Source organism: Sphingomonas faeni, from assembly GCF_003053745.1.
GTDB lineage: Bacteria > Pseudomonadota > Alphaproteobacteria > Sphingomonadales > Sphingomonadaceae > Sphingomonas > Sphingomonas faeni.
On record NZ_QAYE01000007.1, the window covers coordinates 191460 to 210944 of the forward strand.

The window sequence follows — 19485 nt, forward strand, 5'->3', positions numbered from 1 at the left end:
TTCCCGCACTTGGTGATCGCTTGCGTATGTCGCGGGAGCTGGACCACGAGCGCCGTGCGCCAGGTCTGAAATGGTAGCGAAGGAGGGACTTGAACCCCCGACCCCAGGATTATGATTCCCGTGCTCTAACCAACTGAGCTACTTCGCCGTACCGTCCGTCAGGGAAGCGTTCTTCCCTGCGAGGCGCGGCCTATAGGAAGCGGTTTCGAGGCGGTCAAGCGAACATGTGCCGGGAAATCGCTTCCCACGGTCCGCCGCGATACCACCACGCGCCCAGACCGGCGATTTCGACGTCCTTCGGGGTGAAATCGCGCTGCAGATTGCCGAGCAGAAGCTTGGCGACTTGCGGGCTGACCTTGTTCTGGATCGTGACGTGCGGACGCCAGCCGCCGGCGTCCTGAGGGGTGAGCATGCCGGTGAACGCGTCGGCGAGGCGCGCACGGATGCCGACCAGCTCGGGAGACTCGATCCGGTAGGCGACACCCCGCCCTAGCGACATCAGCCCACCCACACGCGCCTGTGGGGCACGGATACCCCGTGTTTCCTGATTGAGCCGGTGCTTGAGCTCGTCGAGGCCCGAGGGCGGCAGGTGGTGGAACAGCGTCAGGTGCGCATCGAGCTGGTTGCGCTCGGGCGGGAAATGCTCGCGGCGCATAGAGTCGAAGAACGCGGTGTCCTGGCGGCCGAACAGGGCCGTGACGATGATCGGGGCTGGTCCCGTATCGCTGATCATCAAATCTCGACCTGGCTACCCAGTTCGACGACGCGATTCGTCGGCAGGCGGAAGAACTCCATCGCGCTTTCCGCGTTGCGCAGCATCCACGCGAACAGCTTTTCCCTCCAGATCATCATGCCGGGCTTGTCCGACGCGAGCAGCGTCTGGCGCGACAGGAAGAAGCTGGTGTCCATCATCTTGAAGTCCGCACCGCAATTATGGACCTGGCGCAGCGCCGCGGGCACGTCGGCGTCCTCCATGAAGCCGTAGCGCAGCACGAGGCGGTGGAAGCCGTCGCCAAGCTCCTCGCGCACCGCACGGTCGTTGGCGGGCCAGTAAGGCTGCCCGACGATCTTCACGGTAAGCAGGATGACGCGCTCGTGCAGTACCTTGTTGTGCTTGAGGTTGTGGAGCAGCGCGTGCGGCACGCCGTCCGCAGTCGAGGTCATGAATACCGCGGTCCCCGGCACGCGCGACGCCGAACTCGCTGCCGAGCCGATGAACACCTTTATCGGCATCGCCGCCTCGTGCATCCGGTCGATCATCAGCTGCCGCCCCTTCGACCAGGTCGTCAGGAAGGTGAAGATGATGAAGCCGACCAGCAGCGGGAACCAGCCGCCCGCGGGGACCTTCGTAAGGTTCGCCGCGAAATAGGCGCCGTCGACGGTGAAGAAGATCGCCAGCAACGGGATCGCCGCGATCTTCGGCCAGTTCCAGAGCCGGAACAGCACGACGCCGAGCAGGCACGTGTCGATGAACATCGCCCCGGTCACCGCGATCCCGTACGCGCTCGTCAGGTTCGACGAGGTGCGGAAGAACAGCACGAGCAGGATCACCATCACCATCAGCGCGCCGTTGACGAGCGGGATGTAGATCTGGCCCGCGGTCGAGGCGCTGGTGTGCTCGATGCGAAGGCGCGGAATGAAGCCGAGCTGGATCGCCTGCTGCGTTACCGAGAACGCGCCGGAGATCACCGCTTGCGAGGCGATCACGGCGGCCATGGTCGCTAGGATGACGAGCGGGAGCTGGAGGCTTTCGGGAGCGAGGTTGTAGAACGGGCTGACTAGCGCCTCGCGACCGTCGCGGAACAGCAGAGCGCCCTGCCCCATGTAATTGAGGATCAGCGCGGGGAGCACGAAGAACAGCCATGAAAGGCCGATCGGCTTGCGACCGAAATGGCCCATGTCCGCGTACAGCGCTTCCGCGCCAGTGACCGCAAGGACGACCGATCCGAGTGCCAGGAAGGCTCGCTCGGGGTCGATGATGAAGAACTCGACCGCATAATGCGGCGACAGCGCCCAGAGCACCTCGGGAGTTTGAATGATGCTGAGGATACCGAGCACCGCGATGACGCTGAAATACACCAGCATGATCGGCCCGAACACGAGCCCGATCCGCGCGGTGCCACTCTTCTGCACCCAGAACAGCGCGATCAGGATGACGATCACGATCGGCAGCACCAGGCCGCCAAAAGCGGGCGCGGCGACGGCGAGGCCTTCGACTGCGGACAGCACCGAGACGGCGGGCGTGATCATGCTGTCGCCGTAGAACAGCGCCGTCGCGAAGACGCCGAGCAGGATGATGCCCTTGCTCCAGCGCTTCGTCTTGGTCTTGCCGGAGACGAGCGCGAGCAGCGCGAGGCTGCCACCCTCGCCCTTGTTGTCGGCGCGCATGATGATGATGACGTACTTTACCGTCACGACGATCATCATCGACCAGAACATCAGGCTGATGACGCCCATGATGTGCGCCGCGTCGAGCGCGAGCTTGTGGTGGCCGGCGAAGGTCTCGCGGAAGGCGTAGAGCGGGCTGGTGCCGATATCGCCGAAGACGATGCCGATCGCACCGAAGGCGAGCTTCAGCATGCCGTCGGAGTTGTGATGCCCCGTCTCGAGATCGAGATTGGCGGGTGGCACGGTCGAAGCCGCGGCGGTCTGGTCGACGCTCACTGGACGGTGAATCGGCCCGGAAGTGCAGCAATCTTCATCGAATTTCCGATTTCACCCTGTGCCCCAAGCGCGCGCATTTAGCATGCGGGGTAGAGGGCGGCAACGGCGAGGCGGGCAATGTGGATTAACTGAGGCTGATCCGACCGACGAGTAAGGACATAACGCTACCGCTTCCGTTCTCCTGCGAACGCAGGAGTCCAGGATCACGGGCGCCGTCTTTCCTGGCCCTGGATTCCTGCGTTCGCAGGAAAACGCTAGCGCCTGATCACCTCGCGGATGACGAAGTGCGACGCCAACCGCGTTACCCCCGGCAGTTGCGACAAGGTCTCGCGGTGGATGCGTTCGAACGTCTCGCCGTGGCGGATCTCGACGTGGAGCATGTAGTCCGCCTCCCCGCTCATCAGGAAGCATTGCACGACCTGCGGGCACTCGACGATCTCTGCCTCGAACGCCGCCATCGTCTCCTTACGCTGATCCCGCAGCGTGACGTTGACGAGCACGATGCTAGGATCGCCGCGCGCTGCCTGCGACAACACCGCACGATACCCCGTGATCGCGCCACTCTCCCGTAGCTGCGCGACCCGGCGATGCGCCGCGCTCGCCGAAAGGCCGACAGCGTCGCCGAGCTCGGCGCTGGTCAGGTCGGAATTGGCGGCGAGCAGGTCTAGGATCCTGCGTTCGATCGTGATGCTCAAGATTATCCCGTTTCGGCGGCAACAGATGCAATCATCTTGCAGATGCGGTATCGCACCGCGACCAGTTTGCGAACCCTTCCCGTCCAAGGCGCGCTACTATCGCGCAAACGATAATGGAGCGGAAACAATGCGCGTCGGTGTCCCCAAGGAAATCAAGAACCACGAATATCGCGTCGGCCTGACCCCGCCGTCGGTCGCCGAACTGGTCGCCGCCGGTCACGAGGTCGTCGTCGAGACGCAGGCCGGCTCGGGCATCGATTTCGAGGACCAGGATTACATCGACGCGGGCGCGACGATCCTGCCGACCGCCGCCGCGGTGTTCGCCGGCGCGGACATGATCGTGAAGGTCAAGGAGCCGCAGCCGAGCGAGATCGCGATGCTCGAGCCGCGCCACTTGCTGTTCACCTACCTCCACCTCGCCGCCGACAAGCCGCAGGCCGAGGGGCTGATGAAGTCCGGCGCGACCTGCATCGCGTACGAGACCGTTACCGACAACCGTCGCGGCCTGCCGTTGCTCAAGCCGATGTCCGAGGTCGCAGGCCGCATGTCGGTGCAGGTCGGGGCGCATTATCTCGAGAAGGAGCAGGGCGGACGTGGCGTCCTGCTCGGCGGCGTCCCCGGTGTTGCGCCGGCCAAGGTCGCGATCCTCGGTGGCGGCGTCTCGGGCGTCAACGCCGCGCAGATGGCGGTCGGCATGCGCGCCGACGTGACGATCTACGACATCTCGAACGATCGCCTCGCCGAACTGGACATGTTCTTCTCCAGCCAGATCAAGACCGCCTACGCCTCGAAGGCCGCGATCGCGGCGGCGGTGAAGAACGCGCATCTGGTGATCGGTGCGGTGCTGGTGCCGGGGGCCGCAGCGCCGAAGCTCGTCACGCGCGAGATGCTGAAGACGATGAAGCGCGGCTCGGTGCTGGTCGACATCGCCATCGATCAGGGCGGATGCTTCGAGACGTCGCACGCCACCACGCATGAGGACCCCGTGTTCGAGGTCGACGGCGTGATCCATTACTGTGTCGCCAACATGCCCGGCGCGGTCGCGCGCACCTCGGCGTTCGCGCTGAACAATGCGACGCTGCCGTTTGCGCTGAAGCTCGCCAATCTCGGCGCCGAGGCCGCGATGAAGGCCGACCCGCACCTCGCCAACGGGCTGAACGTCTACAAGGGCAAGATCGCCTACAAGGCGGTCGCCGATGATTTAGGTTTACCTTACGAAGCATGGGCTGGCTGACTCGGGAACGGATACGGAACACGGGTGTTGGACAGAGGAAAGGAATTTCCAATGTCCGACACCCCGAACCCCAAGTCCGAGCCATTCTCGAACGCCGAGAAGGACCCGGACGACTGGACCACCGGCGACGAGAAGATGACCGGTGCGCAGGCAAGCTACCTCAAGACGCTGTCCGAGGAAGCGCATGAGGAATTCGACGAGACGCTGACCAAGGCGGATGCGTCGAAGAAGATCGATGAATTGCAGTCGAAGACCGGCCGCGGGCAGTAAGCCCCTTCATCCCGTCATCCTGGGTTTGACCCAGGGTGACGGGATTATTTTTGGCCGGCGTCCGGCGTATCCTGCATAGCCAGAAATCGATCCAGCAACGCGAGCCGAGTGGCGATCTCGCCCCGATACGAAATGTTGGCTGGCGTCAACGCGAGCGCCTTCGCCCAATATGGCCGGGCTGTCGCGAACTCTCCCGCACGCACGTACGCCAGTCCCAGAAAAAACGGCGGAGCAGGGTGCTTGGGCGCCAACCGCATTGCCTGCTGGAACGCGAAAAGCGCGGGAGGCGAGACTTGGTTGGCATCGTGCGCCGCGAGCGCGTTGGCGAGCCCTGTCCACATTACCACGCTCTTCGGAGCCATCCTGAGCCCTCCGAGCAACACCTGCACCGCCGCGCGACGGTCGCCGATTCGCGTCATCGCGTCTGCTGCAACCAAATACGCCGCCGCGCCCGTGTACCGCTCGAGCATCTGGTCGCGCAGTTCGAGCATCGCGCTGTCGTCCGGCGTTGCAGCAAGCCCAGGCGACGCTTCATGGCCGGCGAGCCCTGGCTGCCCCTGCCACGCATATCCCGCCGCACCGAGCATCAGCGCCGCGGCGACCATCGTCCACAGGACGCGGTTCACCTTCAATACCGCGAGCAGCGCAAACGCACCGGCTCCGATCGCGGCCAGCCAGAAATACCCCATCAGCGTGTCCTCCGCCGAAAGCTCGACCGTGCGATCCAGCCGCCGCTGCCAAGCAGCAGGATCGGCGCTAACCACAACGGCCACGTGAGCCCCGATAGCGGCGGATCGTATGTCACGTAGTCGCCGTACCGCGCGATCAGCCAGTCGCGGATCGAGGCAGGCTTTTCGCCACGCTCGATCCGCTCGCGGACGAGCGCGCGCATGTCGGCCGCCATGTCGGCATCGCTGTCGGCGATCGACTGGCCTTGGCAGACGAGGCAGCGCAGCGTTTCCATGAGTGCGCGGGCGGAAGCTTCCTTGGCCGGGTCGGCGAGTTGCACGTTGGCGTAACGCGCTGGTGGAGTGACCGGCTGGGCGAAGGCCGGCGAGATACAGAGCAACAGCGCGGCCAGAACCTCCCCTCCCGCTCGCGGGAGGGGTCGGGGGAGGGCATGAGACGCGCGCGCGGTTGGTGAGACACGAGAAGCCCCTCCCCTAACCCCTCCCGCAAGCGGGAGGGGAACTTGGTTGGCCCCCCTCACCGCGCGTCCTTCACGGCTTGCACGATATCGGCCACATTCTCAGGCCGGATATCGCCGATGATCTGCTTCACGACGATCCCGCGGCCATCGATCACGAACGTCTCCGGCACGCCCGACGAGCCCAGCGCCAATTGCACCTGGCTGGCCCGATCGCTGCCGATCCGCTCGTACGGATCGCCGTTGCGTCGGAGGAACCCGCCAATCGCAGGCGCGGTGTCGCGGATTGCGATCGCGTCGATCGGCACGCCCATCGCTTTCAGCCGCATCAGTTGCGGCGCCTCGGCGATGCACGGGATGCACCAGCTCGCGAACACGTTGAGCAACCGCGGCCTGCCCTGCCGGAACGACGCGCTGGTCAGACCCGGCTTGCCTGGGACCATCGCCGGCAGCGCGAAATCGGGGAGCGGCTTGCCGACCATCGCCGATCGCACCACCTTCTCCGCCGGCCGGAACAGCCCGCTCGCCACCACCGCAAACAGCAGCGCGAAGATCGCCAGCGGCGCCCAGAGTGCGAACCGCTTCATGTCCATTCAGCCCGTGTTGCCGCCCGTCGCTCGCGGAGCACCCGACCGAGCAGCGACAGCATGCCGCCCAGCGCGATCAGCACGCCGCCGAACCAGATCAGCGTCACGAACGGCTTCCACCAGAGGCGGAGCTGCCACCGCCCCTGCCCGTCCGGCTGGCCGAGCACGGTATAGAGCTGGCCGTCGAGCACTGTGAGGATGGCGGATTCATTCGTGCTCGTTGGCGGGTTGGCGAAGAAGCGGAGTTGCGGGCGCAGGATGTTCTCGCTGCCGCCGCGCGTCGCGGTCAGCCGCGCTTCCAGTGCCGACCAGTTCTCGCCGATCACCGGCGAAATGCCGTCGAGCTTCACCATGTACGGCCCTACCCGCGCCGGCTCACCCGCGCGTACCGCGACCAGCGTTTCCTTGGTGAAGGCGCTGTCCGACGCCATTCCGGCGAGGCTGACTGCGATGCCGAGATGCGCGATGACCATGCCGTAGGTGAAAAGCGGCGTGCGCTTCAGGTTGCGCTTCCACAACGGCGCGACACTGGCGACGGCGAGCCCTGCGGCGAGCGACAGCCCGGCCCAGGGAAGCACGCCCGGCCAGACGAACAGCAACGCGATTGCCGCGACCAGCGTCGCGCCGATCGGCAGCATCACGCGGCGCAGCACCGCCTTCGCATCGTCACGCCGCCAGCGCAGCAACGGCCCGACCGCCATAACCGCGACCAGCAGCAACGCGATCGGCCCCGCCGCCTTGTTGAAGAACGGCGGCCCGACCGACAACTGCACGCCGAAGCTCGCGGCAACGATCGGGTAGAGCGTGCCGATCAGGACGATGCCGAGGATCACCGACAGCAGCAGATTGTTCGTGACCAGCCCGCCCTCGCGGCTGACCGGATCGAAGGTCGTGCCCGCGCGGACGGTGCCGATGCGCGCTGCGAACAGCGCCAGCGCGCCGCCGATGTAGATCGCGAGCAACGCCAGGATGAACGCGCCACGCTCCGGGTCGACCGCGAAGGCATGCACGCTCGTCAGGATGCCGGACCGCACTAAAAAGGTGCCGATCATCGACATCGAGAACGCGACGACCGCCAGCATGATCGTCCAGGCTCGCAGGCCGTCGCGGGTTGCAAGCACAGTCACCGAATGGAGCAGCGCGGTGGCGGCGAGCCACGGCATCAGCGAGGCGTTCTCGACCGGGTCCCAGAACCACCACCCGCCCCAGCCAAGTTCGTAATACGCCCAATACGAGCCCGCGGTGATCCCGAGCGTGAGGAATATCCACGCGATCAGTACCCAGGGGCGCATCGCCTTGGCGAACGCCGGGCCGACATCGCGCGTGACGAGCGCACCGACCGCGAACGAAAACGCGACTGAGAGGCCGACATAGCCGGTATAAAGCGTCGGCGGATGGAACGCCAAGCCGGGGTCCTGCAACAGGGGGTTGAGCCCAAGACCGTCGGCCGCGGCGGGGTTCAGTCGCGCGAACGGGTTCGAGGAGAAGAGCAGGAACGCGTAGAAGCCGAGCGCGATCGTCGCCTGTGCGCCGAGCGTGGCGGTGAGCGTGCGTTCGGGCAGCGAGCGTTCGAAGATCGCCACCGCGCCACCGGCCAGCCCGAGGATCGTTACCCAGAGCAGCATCGAGCCTTCATGGTTTCCCCAGGCACCGGCGAACTTGTAGAGCCACGGCTTGGCGGAATGACTGTTCTCGACGACCAGCTTTACGGACATGTCCGAATCTAGAAACAGCTCGATCAGCAGCGCCATTGCGAGCACTGCGAGCAACCCCTGGACGATCGCCACCGGCCGCACCGCCGCCGCGACGTCGTCACGATCGCGCGCGATGCCGATCGCTGCCATCACGAGCTGCAACGCCGCGAGCGCGCCCGCGAACCAGAGCGCGGCGAGGCCTGCTTCGGCGATCACTGCTTGGCGTCCGGTTCGAGCGTCTTGGTCTCATGCATCTTGCCGGCCATCTGCGGCGGCATGTATTTCTCGTCGTGCTTGGCGAGCAAGTTCGACGCGACGAAGCTGCCGTTGGGCTGGAACTGGCCTTCGGCGACGACGCCCGATTTTTCGCGGAACAGGTTAGGGACGATGCCCGCGAAGACTACCGGCGTGGTAGCCTGTCCGTCGGTGACGACGAACTGCACGGTCACGCCGTCCGCGGCGCGCTTTAAGGACCCGCCCTCCACCATCCCGCCGAGCCGAACCGCACGGCCTAGCGGGAGGCCATCGCGACGCACGTCGGAGGGCGCATAGAAGAATGCGGCCTGATCCTTCAATGCGGACAGCGCGAGCAGCCCTGCGACAACGACGGCGCCAAGCGCAAGCAATGCCAGCGTCAGGCGTTGATGCTTGGCCTTCATTTCTCGGACCTACGCATCGCCAGATAGCTTAGCAACGCAATGATCGCGCCGCCTCCTAGCGTCACGACATACGCGGCAGTCACGAACGGCCAGGGGTTCATGCTCTCGCCATTCTGCGCATCCGCGCTTCGGATTTCGCAACAGCCAGCATCGTCCGCATTCGCATCAACACGATCCCGGCGAACACGAACGTGAACCCGGCCAGCATGATCGGCAGCGGCCAGAGGATCGAACCGTCGATCGTCGATTGCGTCAGACCGATGCTCGGTCCCTGGTGCAGCGTGTTCCACCATATCACCGAATAGCGGATGATCGGCAGCAGCACCGATCCGGCGATCCCGTAGAGTGCCGGCACGCGCCCGTCGCCGCCACGATCCGCATCGGCCTTCGCGAGCGCCATGTAGCCGAGATAGACGAAGAACAGCAGCAGCATCGAGGTCAGCCGGCCGTCCCATTGCCACCACGTCCCCCAGGTTGGCCGTCCCCAGATCGAGCCGGTCATGAGACATAGCGCCGCAAACACCGCACCCGGCAGCGCGATCGCGCGCGCGGCGACGCTGGCGAGCGGGTGGCGCCAGACGAGAAACACGATGCTGGAGACCGCGATCCCGCTCCACCCGCCCATGCCGAGCCACGCGGCGGGGACGTGGATGTAGAGGATGCGGACCGTCTCGCCCTGGAGGTAATCGGGCGGGGTCTGCGTAAGGCCTGCCCAGCAACCGAGCACGATCAGCGCGACGCCGGCCCAGAACAGCGCTGGCGTCAACGGCTTGGCGATCTTCAGGAAGCGCGCGGGGTTTGCGAAGGCGTGTAGAGTGGCCACTGGTGGTACCACTATGGCAACAGTACGAGGCTGTCACCTTGGACTTGAGCCCATCTCCCCATAGGGGAGAGGGAGGGGCCCGCCGCGCTTGCGGTGGGAGGGTGAGGGGCGTGAGGCTCGGGTCGTTTACCCCAACTCCCCTCATCCGGCACTGCGTGCCACCTTCTCCCCGGAGGGGAGAAGGACGCTTACCGGCCGATCAGGCGCTTTGCGATCGAGTCCGACACGTCCGACGCGGGCTGGCCAGTGCGGTCGCTCTCGTTCCACACCTCGATCAGGCGCTCCGGAATACGCGCGATCCGTGCCTTCACCTCGGCCTCGTCGCCGTGACCCAGATACTCCAGGCCAACGTTGATGATCCCGCCTGCGTTGATGACGTAGTCCGGCGCATACAGGATGCCGCGAGCGTGTAGCCGTGCGCCGTCCTCGCGGACGCTCAGCTGGTTGTTCGCACCGCCGGCGACGACCTTCGCCTTCAGTGCGGCGATCGACATCTCGGTCAGGATCGCACCCAGCGCGTTCGGGCTGAAGATGTCCGCCTCGGTCGTCAGGATCGCCTCGGCCGCCACCGCGGTCGCGCCGAGTTCGCCCGCCAGCTTCTGCGCACGGCCCTCGTCGACGTCCGCCAGCGTCAGCACCGCGCCGTCCTTGGCCAGCAACCGGGCAAGCCCGCCGCCGACCGAACCGACGCCCTGGATCGCGACACGCACGCCCTTCATGTCGGTCGCACCGAGGCCACGCTGCGCCGCCGCCTTCACGCCGAGATAGATGCCAAGCGCGGTGTACGGCCCCGGATCACCACCCGCAGCGCCGCTCGCGACCGGCAGGCCGGAGACGTAGCGCGTCTGGCTGGCGATTACCTTCATGCGCTCTTCGGACATGCCGACGTCCTCGGCCGTCACATAACGCCCGCCGAGCGAATCGACCGCGCGACCGAACGCCTCGAGCTGGGCGGTCGTGATGACGTCGCCGGGCTTGGCCGCGAGGACCACGCCCTTGCCGCCGCCGAGCTCCAGGCCCGCCATCGCGTTCTTGAAGCTCATGCCGCGCGACAGGCGCAGCGCGTCGGTCACCGCGCGGCCGTTGTCGGCATAGTGCCAGAAGCGTGCGCCGCCGGCTGCCGGCCCGAGCTTGGTCGAGTGCACCGCGATCACCGCGTGCAGGCCCGATTCGGGATCGGTGAAGGCATGAACGCCCTCGTGGTCGTCGAAATCGGGAAGGTCCCAAACCGCTGTCATCGCCGGCTCCTGAGGAGAATAAAATTACCGGGAGGCGAAATATTATTTTCCAGCCGGTTTTACCAGCCCAAAGCGCTCACGTTGGGGAGGCTCGGAAAAATAATGGGAAAATGGGGCGACCGACGGGACTTGAACCCGCAACATCCGGCATCACAAGCCGACGCTCTAACCAATTGAACTACGACCGCCGCGTAGGCATCGCCCCCTAGCGGGGGTCGCCGGGCGGCGTCAACCGTCGACTTGCCAAAAAGACGTCAAAAACGTCCTTCGATGGCGAGCTTGTATCCGTTCGGGCCGCTCACGAAGCCCGCCTGCTCGAGCTTCTGGACCGCCAGCGGATCGGACGGACGCAGCGACAGCTCGGCGCGGTAGGTCCCTGCCCCCTCGATCCGGAGCGCGATGCTCTCGGTCCCGGACTGGCTCGCCAGCGGCAACAGCAACGCCGTGCCATCACAGCGCGCAGTGCCGCTCACCGACTGCGGCAAGGTGATCCCGCCGACGTCACCCGCCAGCGTCGCGCGGACGCGGCCCTCGACGGCTTCGCACTGGCCATCGCGGAAGCGGACCGAGACGTCGTCGAGGTCGAGCGCGGAGACGGGCACCGGCGCGAACAGCCGACCGGTCGCGACCGTGGCGGTCATGTGGTAAACGCCGAAGCCGTGGCGACTGACGCTCGCCGACCCGCGCAAGGGCTTGGACGACACCGATTCGGGACCAGCGAAGACGATCGTCGCGCGGCCGACCAGCAGCGGCAACGGCGACAGCCGCGCGTGCAGATCGCCGAGCGCGAGATCGCCGAACCGCGCTTCGGTCAGCGTCGCGCCCCAGATCGTCCCCGACACGCGCCGCGCAACCAGCCCTTCGTCGCCGACGCCGACCCAGCCGAGCACCGCGCGCATCGGCAGGAAGACGATCAGCGCGATCAGCAGCATCGCGCCAAACAGCGCGGCGGGGCCGGTACGCAAACGGATCCGCCTCATGCCGCGCGTGCCTTCAACGTGAGCGCAACGCCGACGGTCTTGTCGCCCTTGTCGGTCATCGCCACCGAATCGACTAGGATGCCGAGCCGTTCGAGGCGCGCCAGCCACGCGACCAGCGCCGCGGGACGCGCCGACTGGATACTAACCCGCACCCGGCTCGCGCCATCCTGATCGAGCGAGGCGAGCGCGAAGCCGGCATGGTCCGCCTCGGCGCGCACCGCGTCGGCCAGCGTGCCGGTCAGCGGCGTGGCGCGAGTCCGCTGGATATCGCGCAACGTCGCGACTTGCGCGCGCGTTTCGCCGAGCCGGGTAACCGCGTCGGCGTGACGTTCGCGCGCGCTCGACAGGCCGTCGCCGACCGGGCGGATAACCAGCGCCCAGAGCAACGTCAGCACCGCGAGCCCCGCCATAACGAGCAACAGCCGCCGCTCCCTGAGCGAGCGTCCTTCGAACCACGTCTTCAGTCCGGTCATCGGCCGCTCTCCGGGCTGATCGTGAGTTCACCCGTCACGCGACCGGCTGCCGCCTGGAACACGCCCGCGCGGACCGAGAAGCCTGCGGATTCGAGCGCGCGCTTCAGGTCGGTCGCCAAGGCTTCGCGTTCGACGGCCACCGACAGGCGCAGGTCGCCGTTCGCCTGGAAATCGAGCGCGGTGACTTCGGTGCCGGGCGTCGCACGCACCGCCGCGAAGACCGCCGCGGTCGTGCTGGTGAACCCCAGCCCCGGTCCCCGCACGCGCGACAGGCGCTCGTCGAGCTGGCGGCTGGCGTCGACGACCGTCTCGCCGCGCGGCAAACCGGTGACCGCCACCGTATTGGCCTCCGCCTCCAACGCATCCGCGCCGAAGCTGTATTTGGCGATGCGAACGAGCGAGATCGCCAGCGTCACGGCCAGGATCGTCAGCGACAGCAGCGCAAGCCGTCGGATCAGCCCCCAGTCGATCGCGAACCTTCGCCGCCGCGCGAACGGCCCCTGTCGAAGATCCAGCGGGGGCGACGCGACGGCGGCGACGATCGCTGCCTCCAGCGTATCGCGGTCGATCGTCGCGGGCGCGGTGCCGCCGGTCACCAGCTCCGTCAGCCGCGCCTCATCAGCGAACCCGCTCGACGTACTGCGCACCACGCCGCTTCCGCCCAGTTCCGCCCGCGCGTACCCCTCTTCGGGTCGCGGAAGGAGCATCGGTGCCGGGATGAGCGCGACCGGATCGACGCCTGCCTCCGCCAGCATCAGCAGCCAGTCGCGCATCGTCGCGGCACCGACGACGCCGATCGGTCGGTCGCTCGCGCCTTCGTCCCCGACTGCGACATGGAGTTCGGCGAGCGGCGACGCGCTCGCCTCGCTCGCGAGGATTCGCGCGGCCGCCGTTGCCTGCGCCGCGGACCGCGACGGCAGTTCGGCCCAGTGCAGCGTCACCGCATCGGCGGGCGCCACTGCGATCGTCTCGTCGTCGATCGTATCGGGGATACCCTCCCCCTCCCCGACCACGCGCGCGTCCGCAACGCGCATCCAGCGATATCCGGTCTCGCCGGCGGGAAGGAACAGCAAAGTCGTCATGATGGCTCGCCCCATTGCCGCGATACGAGCTGCGCGGGAAGCCGGTTCGCGTCTATCAGCGCACGTTCCTGCATTTGTGTCGTGCCGAGCGTCACGTCGATATCGAGCGTGAACCATTTCGACAGCACCTGCGCGTCAACGCCAGGCGCGATATTGGCAGCGCCAAGCAACGACGCGCCCTTCTGCATTTCGTCGAAGCTGGCATAGCCCTGCACCGGTCGCCGCAGCAGCAATTGCTGCGCACCGCCGACCGACAGCGTATCCGGATACATCATTGCCAGCAGCACGCTCTGCTCGGGCAGCAGCGTGTTGACGTTGATCGGCGACGGCTTGGCGAATGGCAATGTGCAGATCCACGGGCGGATCTTCGTGTAGATCTCCGGCGTCATCCCCGCGATCGCGCGCAGTTCGCTCGGGTCGCTCATCAGCGTGCCGGCGGTGCGGTACGAAGGTACCCGACCGAGATACGCACCGTCCTCGGCGCCCATCGGTTGCTGGTCCTGATCGCTGTCGATCCAGTCGGTCGTGCCCGCCGCGACCTGTTCGGCGACCTGCACGGGTACGTCGAGCAGTCGCATCAGGCGGACGAACTGCGGCCGGACTTCGCCGCGCGCGACGTACACGCCGGGGGTCGTCATGGCGACCAGCGCGTTCAGGTTGAAGCAGTTCGCCCCGTCGCGGACGCGCGCGGTCGCGAAGCCTCCGGGTACCGGCAGGCCGAACGGGGTGTTGCTCCAGCCGCCGGCCAGCGTGACTCGGCTTGGCTTTGGCGCGAGCAGGTTGGAGACCCGAGTCAGCGCCATCGTCTCCGCCGCGAGTGCATAGGCGCGCGCCTGCTCGCCGGTCGCGGCGTTGCTCGCGAGGCGGGTCGACAGCCGGAGTTTCTCCAGCGCCGCGCCGGCCATCACCGCGATGATCGCGACGAGCATCAGCACGGTGAGCAACGCTGCCCCCCGTTCCTGTCCGCGTCGGGCGCCGAAATCAGGTGCGCGCACCGGGCGTCTCCTGTCCCGGAGGGGTGCCCGCGGGTGGCGTGGCGGCGGGACCCGTTCCATCGGATGGCGCGGGCACGTAGCTGGTGCCGACGAGGAACATCTGGCGGAACTGCGTACCGTCGTCGCGCTGAACGGTGAGTTCCATCGCGTCGGGCAACGGCCTGCCGCTCGCGCCATCCCAGCGATCGCTCCAGGCGCCCGCGATGCGATAGCGGAGTGCTACCTGCCGTACTTTCGTGAGCAACGCGGCAGGCGGCAACGGCTGCGCGCCGTCGACCATCGGATACGCGATCCGCTGAAGCGCGCCGCCGTCGACGCGGTAGGCGACCTTCTGCATGCTGGAACGCGCCGCACCGTCGATATTGCTCCAGCCGGCGCGGACGAGACGGAGCATCGGCGTGACGCCCGATCCGCTCTCGCCGATGAATGCGGGGACGCTGGTGCCGGCCTCGTCGCGGCTGGCGCGGTTCGACGCCTGGGCGAGATCGGCGGACAGGATCGACATCGTCCGCGTGAGCGCGCTGATGTCGTCGAGCTTGGCGCCCGTCGAACTCTGCGCCTTCACGCTGAACGACAGGATCGCAACGCCGGCCGCGGCGATCATGCCGAAGATCATGAGCGACACCATGACTTCGATGAGCGTGAAGCCGGCCTCGGTTTTCGGATGCGTCACATCACCATCCGCGGCGCTGGTCGCACCATCGTCAGGCGGCCGAGTTGCGTGCCGGTCCGGTCGGCGACCGCTACGTCGATCCGCAGCACGCTCGATCCGCCGAGCGCGCTGACCTGCCGCGTCCACGTCCAGGGCTGGCCGCCGTTTGTCTCGACGCCAGTGACGCGGCCTGCGGTCGGTGGCTGCGCACTGGTGACCGCGTCGATCGCGACGTTGCGCGCGACCATCTGCGCGACGAGCGTTTCGTCGAGGATCGATGCGCCGCGGATCGTCGCGCTTTCCAGACGCACGAGCGCCATCGCCGCAAGGCTGAACACTGCCAGCGCGACCATGATTTCGATCAACGTGAAGCCGTGTTCGGCGTAACGTCGACGAAGGGTGAAGCCGCGCTCAGCCCGCATCGGCTCTCACGCTGCCGTCTGCGTCGATGTGGACCGTCGCCGCAACGCCTCCGCGATCGAGGCGAATCTCCGCTGGACGATCGACGAGGCCGGTCGGGTCGAACGTCACGCGCAGGCGGCCGCTGGTGTCGCCGATGCTGGCCCTGGTACCTTCGTCCCAGCGCTCGACGCGCATGGGTTTCTCGGCGATCGGCGTCCAGCCGCCGGCGAGCCGACGGTCGAAGCCGTACCCGCCACCGCTGATCCAGACGCTCACCGGGCGTGCCTCGACGATCGCCGAATCGTGCGCCGCGCGGGTGCGCAGGGCGAAGCGCGTCGCCTCGTCGAGCACGCGGCCGCGCGGGTCCGGCATGACGAGCACGGCCACAGCGGAGGCCAGGCCGATGATCGTGACGACGACCATCAGCTCGACCAGCGTGAAGCCACTTTCGCGTCTCCGCGAAAGTGTCCCCGCGCAGGCGGGGACCCAGTCCAAGGACCTATTGCCAGCTGCCGATATCGGCATCGATCCCCTCGCCGCCTTCCTTGCCGTCGGCGCCGAAGGTCCAGACGTCGGCCTCGCCGTGCGCGCCGGGCGAAGCATAGAGATACGGGCGACCCCAGGGATCGTTCGGCAGCTTCTTGAGATACCCGCCACGCTGGTAGCGCGATGGATCGGCGAGACCCGCGGGTGCCGAGACGAGCGCGTTCAGCCCTTGCGTGGTGTTGGGGAAGGTCATGTTCTGGAGCTTGTAGAGCTCCAGCCCGCCCTCGATCTGGGCGATGTCGGCCTTCGCCTTCTGGATCCGCGCGGTGTCGCCCGAGGGCAGCACGTTGAGCGCGACGATCGTCGCCAACAGGCCGATGATGACGATCACGACCATCAGCTCGACGAGGGTAAAGCCGGCCTCGCGGCGCTTCTTTTTATCTTCGGGACGCATGAACAACCTCATTGTCCGGCCAGCGTGTTGAGCTGGAGGATCGGGAGCAGGATGGATAGCACGATCGTCGCGACGATGCCGCCCATCACGACGATGATCAGCGGTTCGAGCAGCGACAATGCGGTGGCGGTGAAACGGTCGAACTCGCGTTCGAGATAGTCGGCGGCGCGCTCCAGCATCTCGTCGAGACGACCTGCCGCCTCTCCGCTCGCCGCGAGATAGGTCAGCAGCGGCGGGAAGACGCCGGCGCGGCGCATCGCGGCGGAGAGCGAACCACCGCCGCGGATCGCGTCGACGATCTGGTCCGACGCCTGGCGGAGACGACGGTTGTGGATCGTGCTCGCGGTCAGGTTGAGCCCGTCGAGCAGAGGCAAGCGGCTCGCGACCATCGTGCCGAGCGTGCGCGCCATCCGTGCCGCGTGAAGATCGCGGATCAGGCGACCGAGCAGCGGGATGCGGAGCAGCCAGCCATCGAACGCGAGTCGCAAAGTCGGGTCCTTCAGCGCCCGCCACCCGGCGAGACCGCCACCGACGACGATCAGCAGCATCACCCACCAGTATCCGACGAGGAACGCCGAGAACGCCATCACCATCCGCGTGAGCAGCGGGAGTTGCTGGCCGACCGTGTCGAATTGCTCGACGACCTGCGGCACCACGAACATCATCAGCGCGGTGACAACGCCGAACGCGACGAGCGCGAGAATCGAGGGATAGGCGAGCGCGGTGATGAGCTTGCCGCGGATCTCGGCCTGGCGTTCGAGCAGCGCCGCGAGCCGGTCGAGAATGGTCGGGAGCGAGCCCGAGCTTTCACCCGCCGAGACCATCGCACGGTAGAGCGGCGGAAAGCTTTTCGGCTCACGCGCCATCGCGTCGGCGAGGCGACGGCCTTCGACCACGCCGGCGTGGACGTGCTGGACTATCGTGCGGACGCTGTCCTGTTCGGTCTGGCGCGTAATCGTACGGAGCGATTCCTCCAGCGGCGAGACGCGGTTGAGGGTGGCGAGCTGGCGGGTGAAGAGCGTGAGGTTCTTACCCGACATCTTCGGCGTGCCAAGCTGAAGGCCGAAGAGCGGGCGGCCTTTGGTCGCCTGCGGGGGTGCGCCGGGGGTGATCTTCACGACGTAGAATTTGCGTGCGTCGAGGGTGGCGCGGGCGACATCTATGTCGGCGGCAGCGATGTGACCGCGGCGTTCGGCGCCTTTGGTATCGATCGCGATATAGTCGAAGTCCGCCATCATCCTCCCCTGCAAGGGGAGGGGGACCGCCGCGCAGCGGTGGTGGAGGGGGCGTGCCGCGCACGTTGCGTTGCGCTGCTGGCGGCGTACGGCCGGTGGTGCGAGCGTGGTGAGCCCCCTCCACCAGCTTCGCTGGTCCCCCTCCCCGTTCCGGGGAGGATTTTTAGGACGCTAAACAACTGCTGTATCCTCGACGACTTCCGTGGTGTCGCGGCGGGATACTCGGACGGCTTCTTCGGCGGTGGTCTGGCCGGAGAGGACCAGGTCGCGGGCGGACTGCGCCAGGTTCGGGGACTTGGCGAACGCGTGTGCGGTTATTTCCGACTCATGCCCGTCGGTGTTGATCAGTCGGCGGATCGTGTCGTCGATGCGGACCGCTTCGAAGACGCCGATGCGGCCCTTGTAGCCGGTCTGGTTGCAGTCTTCGCAGCCTTGCGCGACGTAGACGACCGCGTCGGAGGCGATGCCGAGCAGCGGGGCGACCGTATCGGACGCGGGCACGGCCTTGCGGCACGTCGGGCATAGCCGCCGCACGAGGCGCTGGGCGATCACCGCACGCAACGTCGAGGCGAGCAGGAAGCTCTCGACCTTCATGTCGCGCATGCGCGTGATCGCGCCGATCGCGTCGTTGGTGTGGACCGTCGACAGCACGAGATGGCCGGTGAGCGACGCCTGCACCGCAATCTCGGCGGTTTCGCGGTCGCGGATTTCGCCGACCATCACGACGTCTGGATCCTGGCGGAGGATCGCGCGCAGGCCCGCCGCGAAGGTGAGACCGACCTTCGGGTTGACCTGAGTCTGACCGACACCGTCGACCGCATACTCGACCGGGTCCTCGACGGTGAGGATGTTACGGCTGCCGTCGTTGAGCAGGCGGAGCGCGGCGTAGAGCGACGTCGTCTTGCCCGATCCGGTCGGGCCGGTGACGAGGATGATGCCGTTGGGCTCGCTCAGCGCTTCGTTGAGCAGCGCGAACAGTGCGGGCGGCAGGCCGAGCGCTTCGAGATCGATGCCAGCGTTTTCCTTGTCGAGGATACGCAGCACCACGCGCTCGCCGGCGCGGCTCGGCAGCGTCGAAACGCGGACGTCGAGCAGCTTGCCCCCTAACGTCAGCCCCATGCGGCCGTCCTGCGGGACGCGGCGCTCGGCGATGTCGAGGCGCGCCATGACCTTGATGCGGCTGACGACGACCGGCGCGACGTTGGGCGGCATGCGCAGCGTTTCGCGCAGCACGCCGTCGATGCGCATGCGGACGACCAGACCGGACTCGTATGGCTCGATGTGGATGTCGGACACGCCGTTGCGCGCGGCGTCGGCGATGATGCCGTTGATCAGGCGGATCGCCGGCGCGTCGTCGGCGGTGTCGAGCAGGTCCTCCGCGGTCGGCATATCGCCGGCGAGCAGGTCGAGTTCGTCGCCCATGCCGACTGCGGCGAGCGCATTAGCCTGGCCGTCCATCGCGTAGACGTTCGACAGGAGGCGGTCGAACGCGACCTGTTCCACGAAGGTCACGTCGAACGGGCGCGCGAGGTAGCGGCGGAGTTCGAGCAGGACTTTGGGGTCTGCGCCGGCGCGCATGGCGATGGTGAGGTGGGAGTCCGTGTCGGTATGGTCGACCACGACGCCGAATTTTCGGGCGAAGGCGTAAGGGATGGTGATCTGGGGGAGGTCACTGCTCCCCTCCCGTAAACGGGAGGGGTTGGGGGAGGGAATGA

At 67.0% G+C, this 19485-nt stretch carries 22 protein-coding genes and 2 tRNA genes; 2 read left to right on the top strand and 22 right to left on the bottom strand.

What is annotated here, in order from left to right:
* Positions 1 to 71: 71 nt before the first annotated feature.
* From C8J25_RS13945 to C8J25_RS13960, 4 genes are all read right to left on the bottom strand, one after another.
* Positions 72 to 148: transfer RNA gene (locus tag C8J25_RS13945), tRNA-Met, on the bottom strand.
* A gap of 66 nt (positions 149 to 214) precedes the next feature.
* On the bottom strand, positions 215 to 733 hold the full coding sequence (locus C8J25_RS13950) for a 2'-5' RNA ligase family protein (protein ID WP_107954938.1): 519 nt from the start codon (positions 731 to 733) through the stop codon (positions 215 to 217).
* Positions 733 to 2631, bottom strand: a complete 1899-nt coding sequence (locus C8J25_RS13955; RefSeq protein WP_425275467.1) for a potassium transporter Kup — start codon at positions 2629 to 2631, stop codon at positions 733 to 735. The genes C8J25_RS13950 and C8J25_RS13955 overlap by 1 nt, the downstream gene beginning before the upstream one ends.
* Positions 2632 to 2918: 287 nt before the next feature.
* The gene (locus C8J25_RS13960) at positions 2919 to 3359 is read right to left on the bottom strand and encodes an Lrp/AsnC family transcriptional regulator (RefSeq protein WP_060524452.1); all 441 of its coding nucleotides are present in this window, start codon (positions 3357 to 3359) and stop codon (positions 2919 to 2921) included.
* Positions 3360 to 3486: 127 nt separating this feature from the next.
* Between C8J25_RS13960 and ald the strand changes: the two genes are divergently transcribed.
* Together ald and C8J25_RS13970 are read left to right on the top strand one after the other, a co-directional pair.
* Positions 3487 to 4593 (top strand): alanine dehydrogenase, encoded by a 1107-nt coding sequence (gene ald / locus C8J25_RS13965; protein ID WP_060524450.1) that lies wholly within the window; start codon positions 3487 to 3489, stop codon positions 4591 to 4593.
* Between the two features lie 51 nt (positions 4594 to 4644).
* The gene (locus C8J25_RS13970) at positions 4645 to 4863 is read left to right on the top strand and encodes a DUF3072 domain-containing protein (protein ID WP_056058060.1); all 219 of its coding nucleotides are present in this window, start codon (positions 4645 to 4647) and stop codon (positions 4861 to 4863) included.
* 44 nt (positions 4864 to 4907) lie between these two features.
* Here C8J25_RS13970 and C8J25_RS13975 read toward each other — a convergent pair whose 3' ends face one another.
* From C8J25_RS13975 to C8J25_RS14060, 18 genes are all read right to left on the bottom strand, one after another.
* Positions 4908 to 5636 carry a tetratricopeptide repeat protein gene (locus C8J25_RS13975; RefSeq protein ID WP_244187104.1) on the bottom strand — a complete coding sequence of 243 codons (729 nt, stop codon included), beginning with the start codon at positions 5634 to 5636 and terminating at the stop codon, positions 4908 to 4910.
* A complete protein-coding gene (locus tag C8J25_RS13980) occupies positions 5552 to 5932 on the bottom strand; it encodes a cytochrome c-type biogenesis protein (RefSeq protein WP_425275466.1) in 381 nt (126 codons plus the stop codon). The genes C8J25_RS13975 and C8J25_RS13980 overlap by 85 nt, the downstream gene beginning before the upstream one ends.
* Positions 5933 to 6069: 137 nt before the next feature.
* Positions 6070 to 6597, bottom strand: coding sequence for a DsbE family thiol:disulfide interchange protein (locus tag C8J25_RS13985; RefSeq protein ID WP_107955050.1), 528 nt, complete (start codon positions 6595 to 6597; stop codon positions 6070 to 6072).
* Positions 6594 to 8507, bottom strand: coding sequence for a heme lyase CcmF/NrfE family subunit (locus C8J25_RS13990; protein WP_107954940.1), 1914 nt, complete (start codon positions 8505 to 8507; stop codon positions 6594 to 6596). The genes C8J25_RS13985 and C8J25_RS13990 overlap by 4 nt, the downstream gene beginning before the upstream one ends.
* Positions 8504 to 8950: a cytochrome c maturation protein CcmE gene (gene ccmE / locus C8J25_RS13995; RefSeq protein ID WP_107954941.1), complete on the bottom strand. Its 447-nt coding sequence runs from the start codon at positions 8948 to 8950 to the stop codon at positions 8504 to 8506. Before ccmE ends, C8J25_RS13990 begins: the two co-directional genes overlap by 4 nt.
* Positions 8951 to 9047: 97 nt before the next feature.
* Entirely contained in the window at positions 9048 to 9773 is a 726-nt protein-coding gene (gene ccmC / locus C8J25_RS14000; protein WP_107954942.1) for a heme ABC transporter permease CcmC, read from the bottom strand.
* Positions 9774 to 9961: 188 nt separating this feature from the next.
* The gene (locus C8J25_RS14005; protein ID WP_107954943.1) at positions 9962 to 11011 is read right to left on the bottom strand and encodes a Leu/Phe/Val dehydrogenase; all 1050 of its coding nucleotides are present in this window, start codon (positions 11009 to 11011) and stop codon (positions 9962 to 9964) included.
* Positions 11012 to 11122: 111 nt separating this feature from the next.
* A tRNA-His gene (locus C8J25_RS14010) sits at positions 11123 to 11199 on the bottom strand.
* A 66-nt stretch (positions 11200 to 11265) separates the two neighbouring features.
* On the bottom strand, positions 11266 to 11991 hold the full coding sequence (gene gspN / locus C8J25_RS14015) for a type II secretion system protein N (protein WP_107954944.1): 726 nt from the start codon (positions 11989 to 11991) through the stop codon (positions 11266 to 11268).
* Positions 11988 to 12464, bottom strand: a complete 477-nt coding sequence (gspM, locus tag C8J25_RS14020) for a type II secretion system protein GspM (RefSeq protein WP_107954945.1) — start codon at positions 12462 to 12464, stop codon at positions 11988 to 11990. Before gspM ends, gspN begins: the two co-directional genes overlap by 4 nt.
* Entirely contained in the window at positions 12461 to 13546 is a 1086-nt protein-coding gene (gene gspL, locus C8J25_RS14025; protein ID WP_107954946.1) for a type II secretion system protein GspL, read from the bottom strand. Before gspL ends, gspM begins: the two co-directional genes overlap by 4 nt.
* Entirely contained in the window at positions 13543 to 14541 is a 999-nt protein-coding gene (gene gspK / locus C8J25_RS14030; RefSeq protein ID WP_244187106.1) for a type II secretion system minor pseudopilin GspK, read from the bottom strand. Before gspK ends, gspL begins: the two co-directional genes overlap by 4 nt.
* Positions 14528 to 15214, bottom strand: coding sequence for a type II secretion system minor pseudopilin GspJ (gene gspJ / locus C8J25_RS14035; RefSeq protein ID WP_244187108.1), 687 nt, complete (start codon positions 15212 to 15214; stop codon positions 14528 to 14530). Before gspJ ends, gspK begins: the two co-directional genes overlap by 14 nt.
* The gene (gspI, locus tag C8J25_RS14040) at positions 15211 to 15615 is read right to left on the bottom strand and encodes a type II secretion system minor pseudopilin GspI (protein WP_107954948.1); all 405 of its coding nucleotides are present in this window, start codon (positions 15613 to 15615) and stop codon (positions 15211 to 15213) included. The genes gspJ and gspI overlap by 4 nt, the downstream gene beginning before the upstream one ends.
* A complete protein-coding gene (locus C8J25_RS14045; protein ID WP_279628762.1) occupies positions 15605 to 16090 on the bottom strand; it encodes a GspH/FimT family pseudopilin in 486 nt (161 codons plus the stop codon). The genes gspI and C8J25_RS14045 overlap by 11 nt, the downstream gene beginning before the upstream one ends.
* A 4-nt stretch (positions 16091 to 16094) precedes the next feature.
* Complete coding sequence (gene gspG, locus C8J25_RS14050; RefSeq protein ID WP_082444053.1) at positions 16095 to 16535, bottom strand: type II secretion system major pseudopilin GspG; 441 nt, start codon at positions 16533 to 16535, stop codon at positions 16095 to 16097.
* Between the two features lie 8 nt (positions 16536 to 16543).
* Positions 16544 to 17770 carry a type II secretion system inner membrane protein GspF gene (gene gspF / locus C8J25_RS14055; protein WP_107955053.1) on the bottom strand — a complete coding sequence of 409 codons (1227 nt, stop codon included), beginning with the start codon at positions 17768 to 17770 and terminating at the stop codon, positions 16544 to 16546.
* A 171-nt stretch (positions 17771 to 17941) separates the two neighbouring features.
* On the bottom strand, positions 17942 to 19483 hold the full coding sequence (locus tag C8J25_RS14060; protein ID WP_483009882.1) for a GspE/PulE family protein: 1542 nt from the start codon (positions 19481 to 19483) through the stop codon (positions 17942 to 17944).
* Positions 19484 to 19485 lie beyond the last annotated feature (2 nt).

Coding starts and splice junctions, on each gene's coding strand:
- C8J25_RS13950 (WP_107954938.1), bottom strand. CDS start 733: ATGATCAGCGATACGGGACCAGCCCCGATCATCGTCACGGCCCTGTTC.
- ald (WP_060524450.1), top strand. CDS start 3,487: ATGCGCGTCGGTGTCCCCAAGGAAATCAAGAACCACGAATATCGCGTC.
- C8J25_RS13970 (WP_056058060.1), top strand. CDS start 4,645: ATGTCCGACACCCCGAACCCCAAGTCCGAGCCATTCTCGAACGCCGAG.
- C8J25_RS13985 (WP_107955050.1), bottom strand. CDS start 6,597: ATGAAGCGGTTCGCACTCTGGGCGCCGCTGGCGATCTTCGCGCTGCTG.
- ccmE (WP_107954941.1), bottom strand. CDS start 8,950: ATGAAGGCCAAGCATCAACGCCTGACGCTGGCATTGCTTGCGCTTGGC.
- C8J25_RS14005 (WP_107954943.1), bottom strand. CDS start 11,011: ATGACAGCGGTTTGGGACCTTCCCGATTTCGACGACCACGAGGGCGTT.
- gspN (WP_107954944.1), bottom strand. CDS start 11,991: ATGAGGCGGATCCGTTTGCGTACCGGCCCCGCCGCGCTGTTTGGCGCG.
- gspM (WP_107954945.1), bottom strand. CDS start 12,464: ATGACCGGACTGAAGACGTGGTTCGAAGGACGCTCGCTCAGGGAGCGG.
- gspL (WP_107954946.1), bottom strand. CDS start 13,546: ATGACGACTTTGCTGTTCCTTCCCGCCGGCGAGACCGGATATCGCTGG.
- gspI (WP_107954948.1), bottom strand. CDS start 15,615: ATGCGGGCTGAGCGCGGCTTCACCCTTCGTCGACGTTACGCCGAACAC.
- gspG (WP_082444053.1), bottom strand. CDS start 16,535: ATGCGTCCCGAAGATAAAAAGAAGCGCCGCGAGGCCGGCTTTACCCTC.
- gspF (WP_107955053.1), bottom strand. CDS start 17,770: ATGGCGGACTTCGACTATATCGCGATCGATACCAAAGGCGCCGAACGC.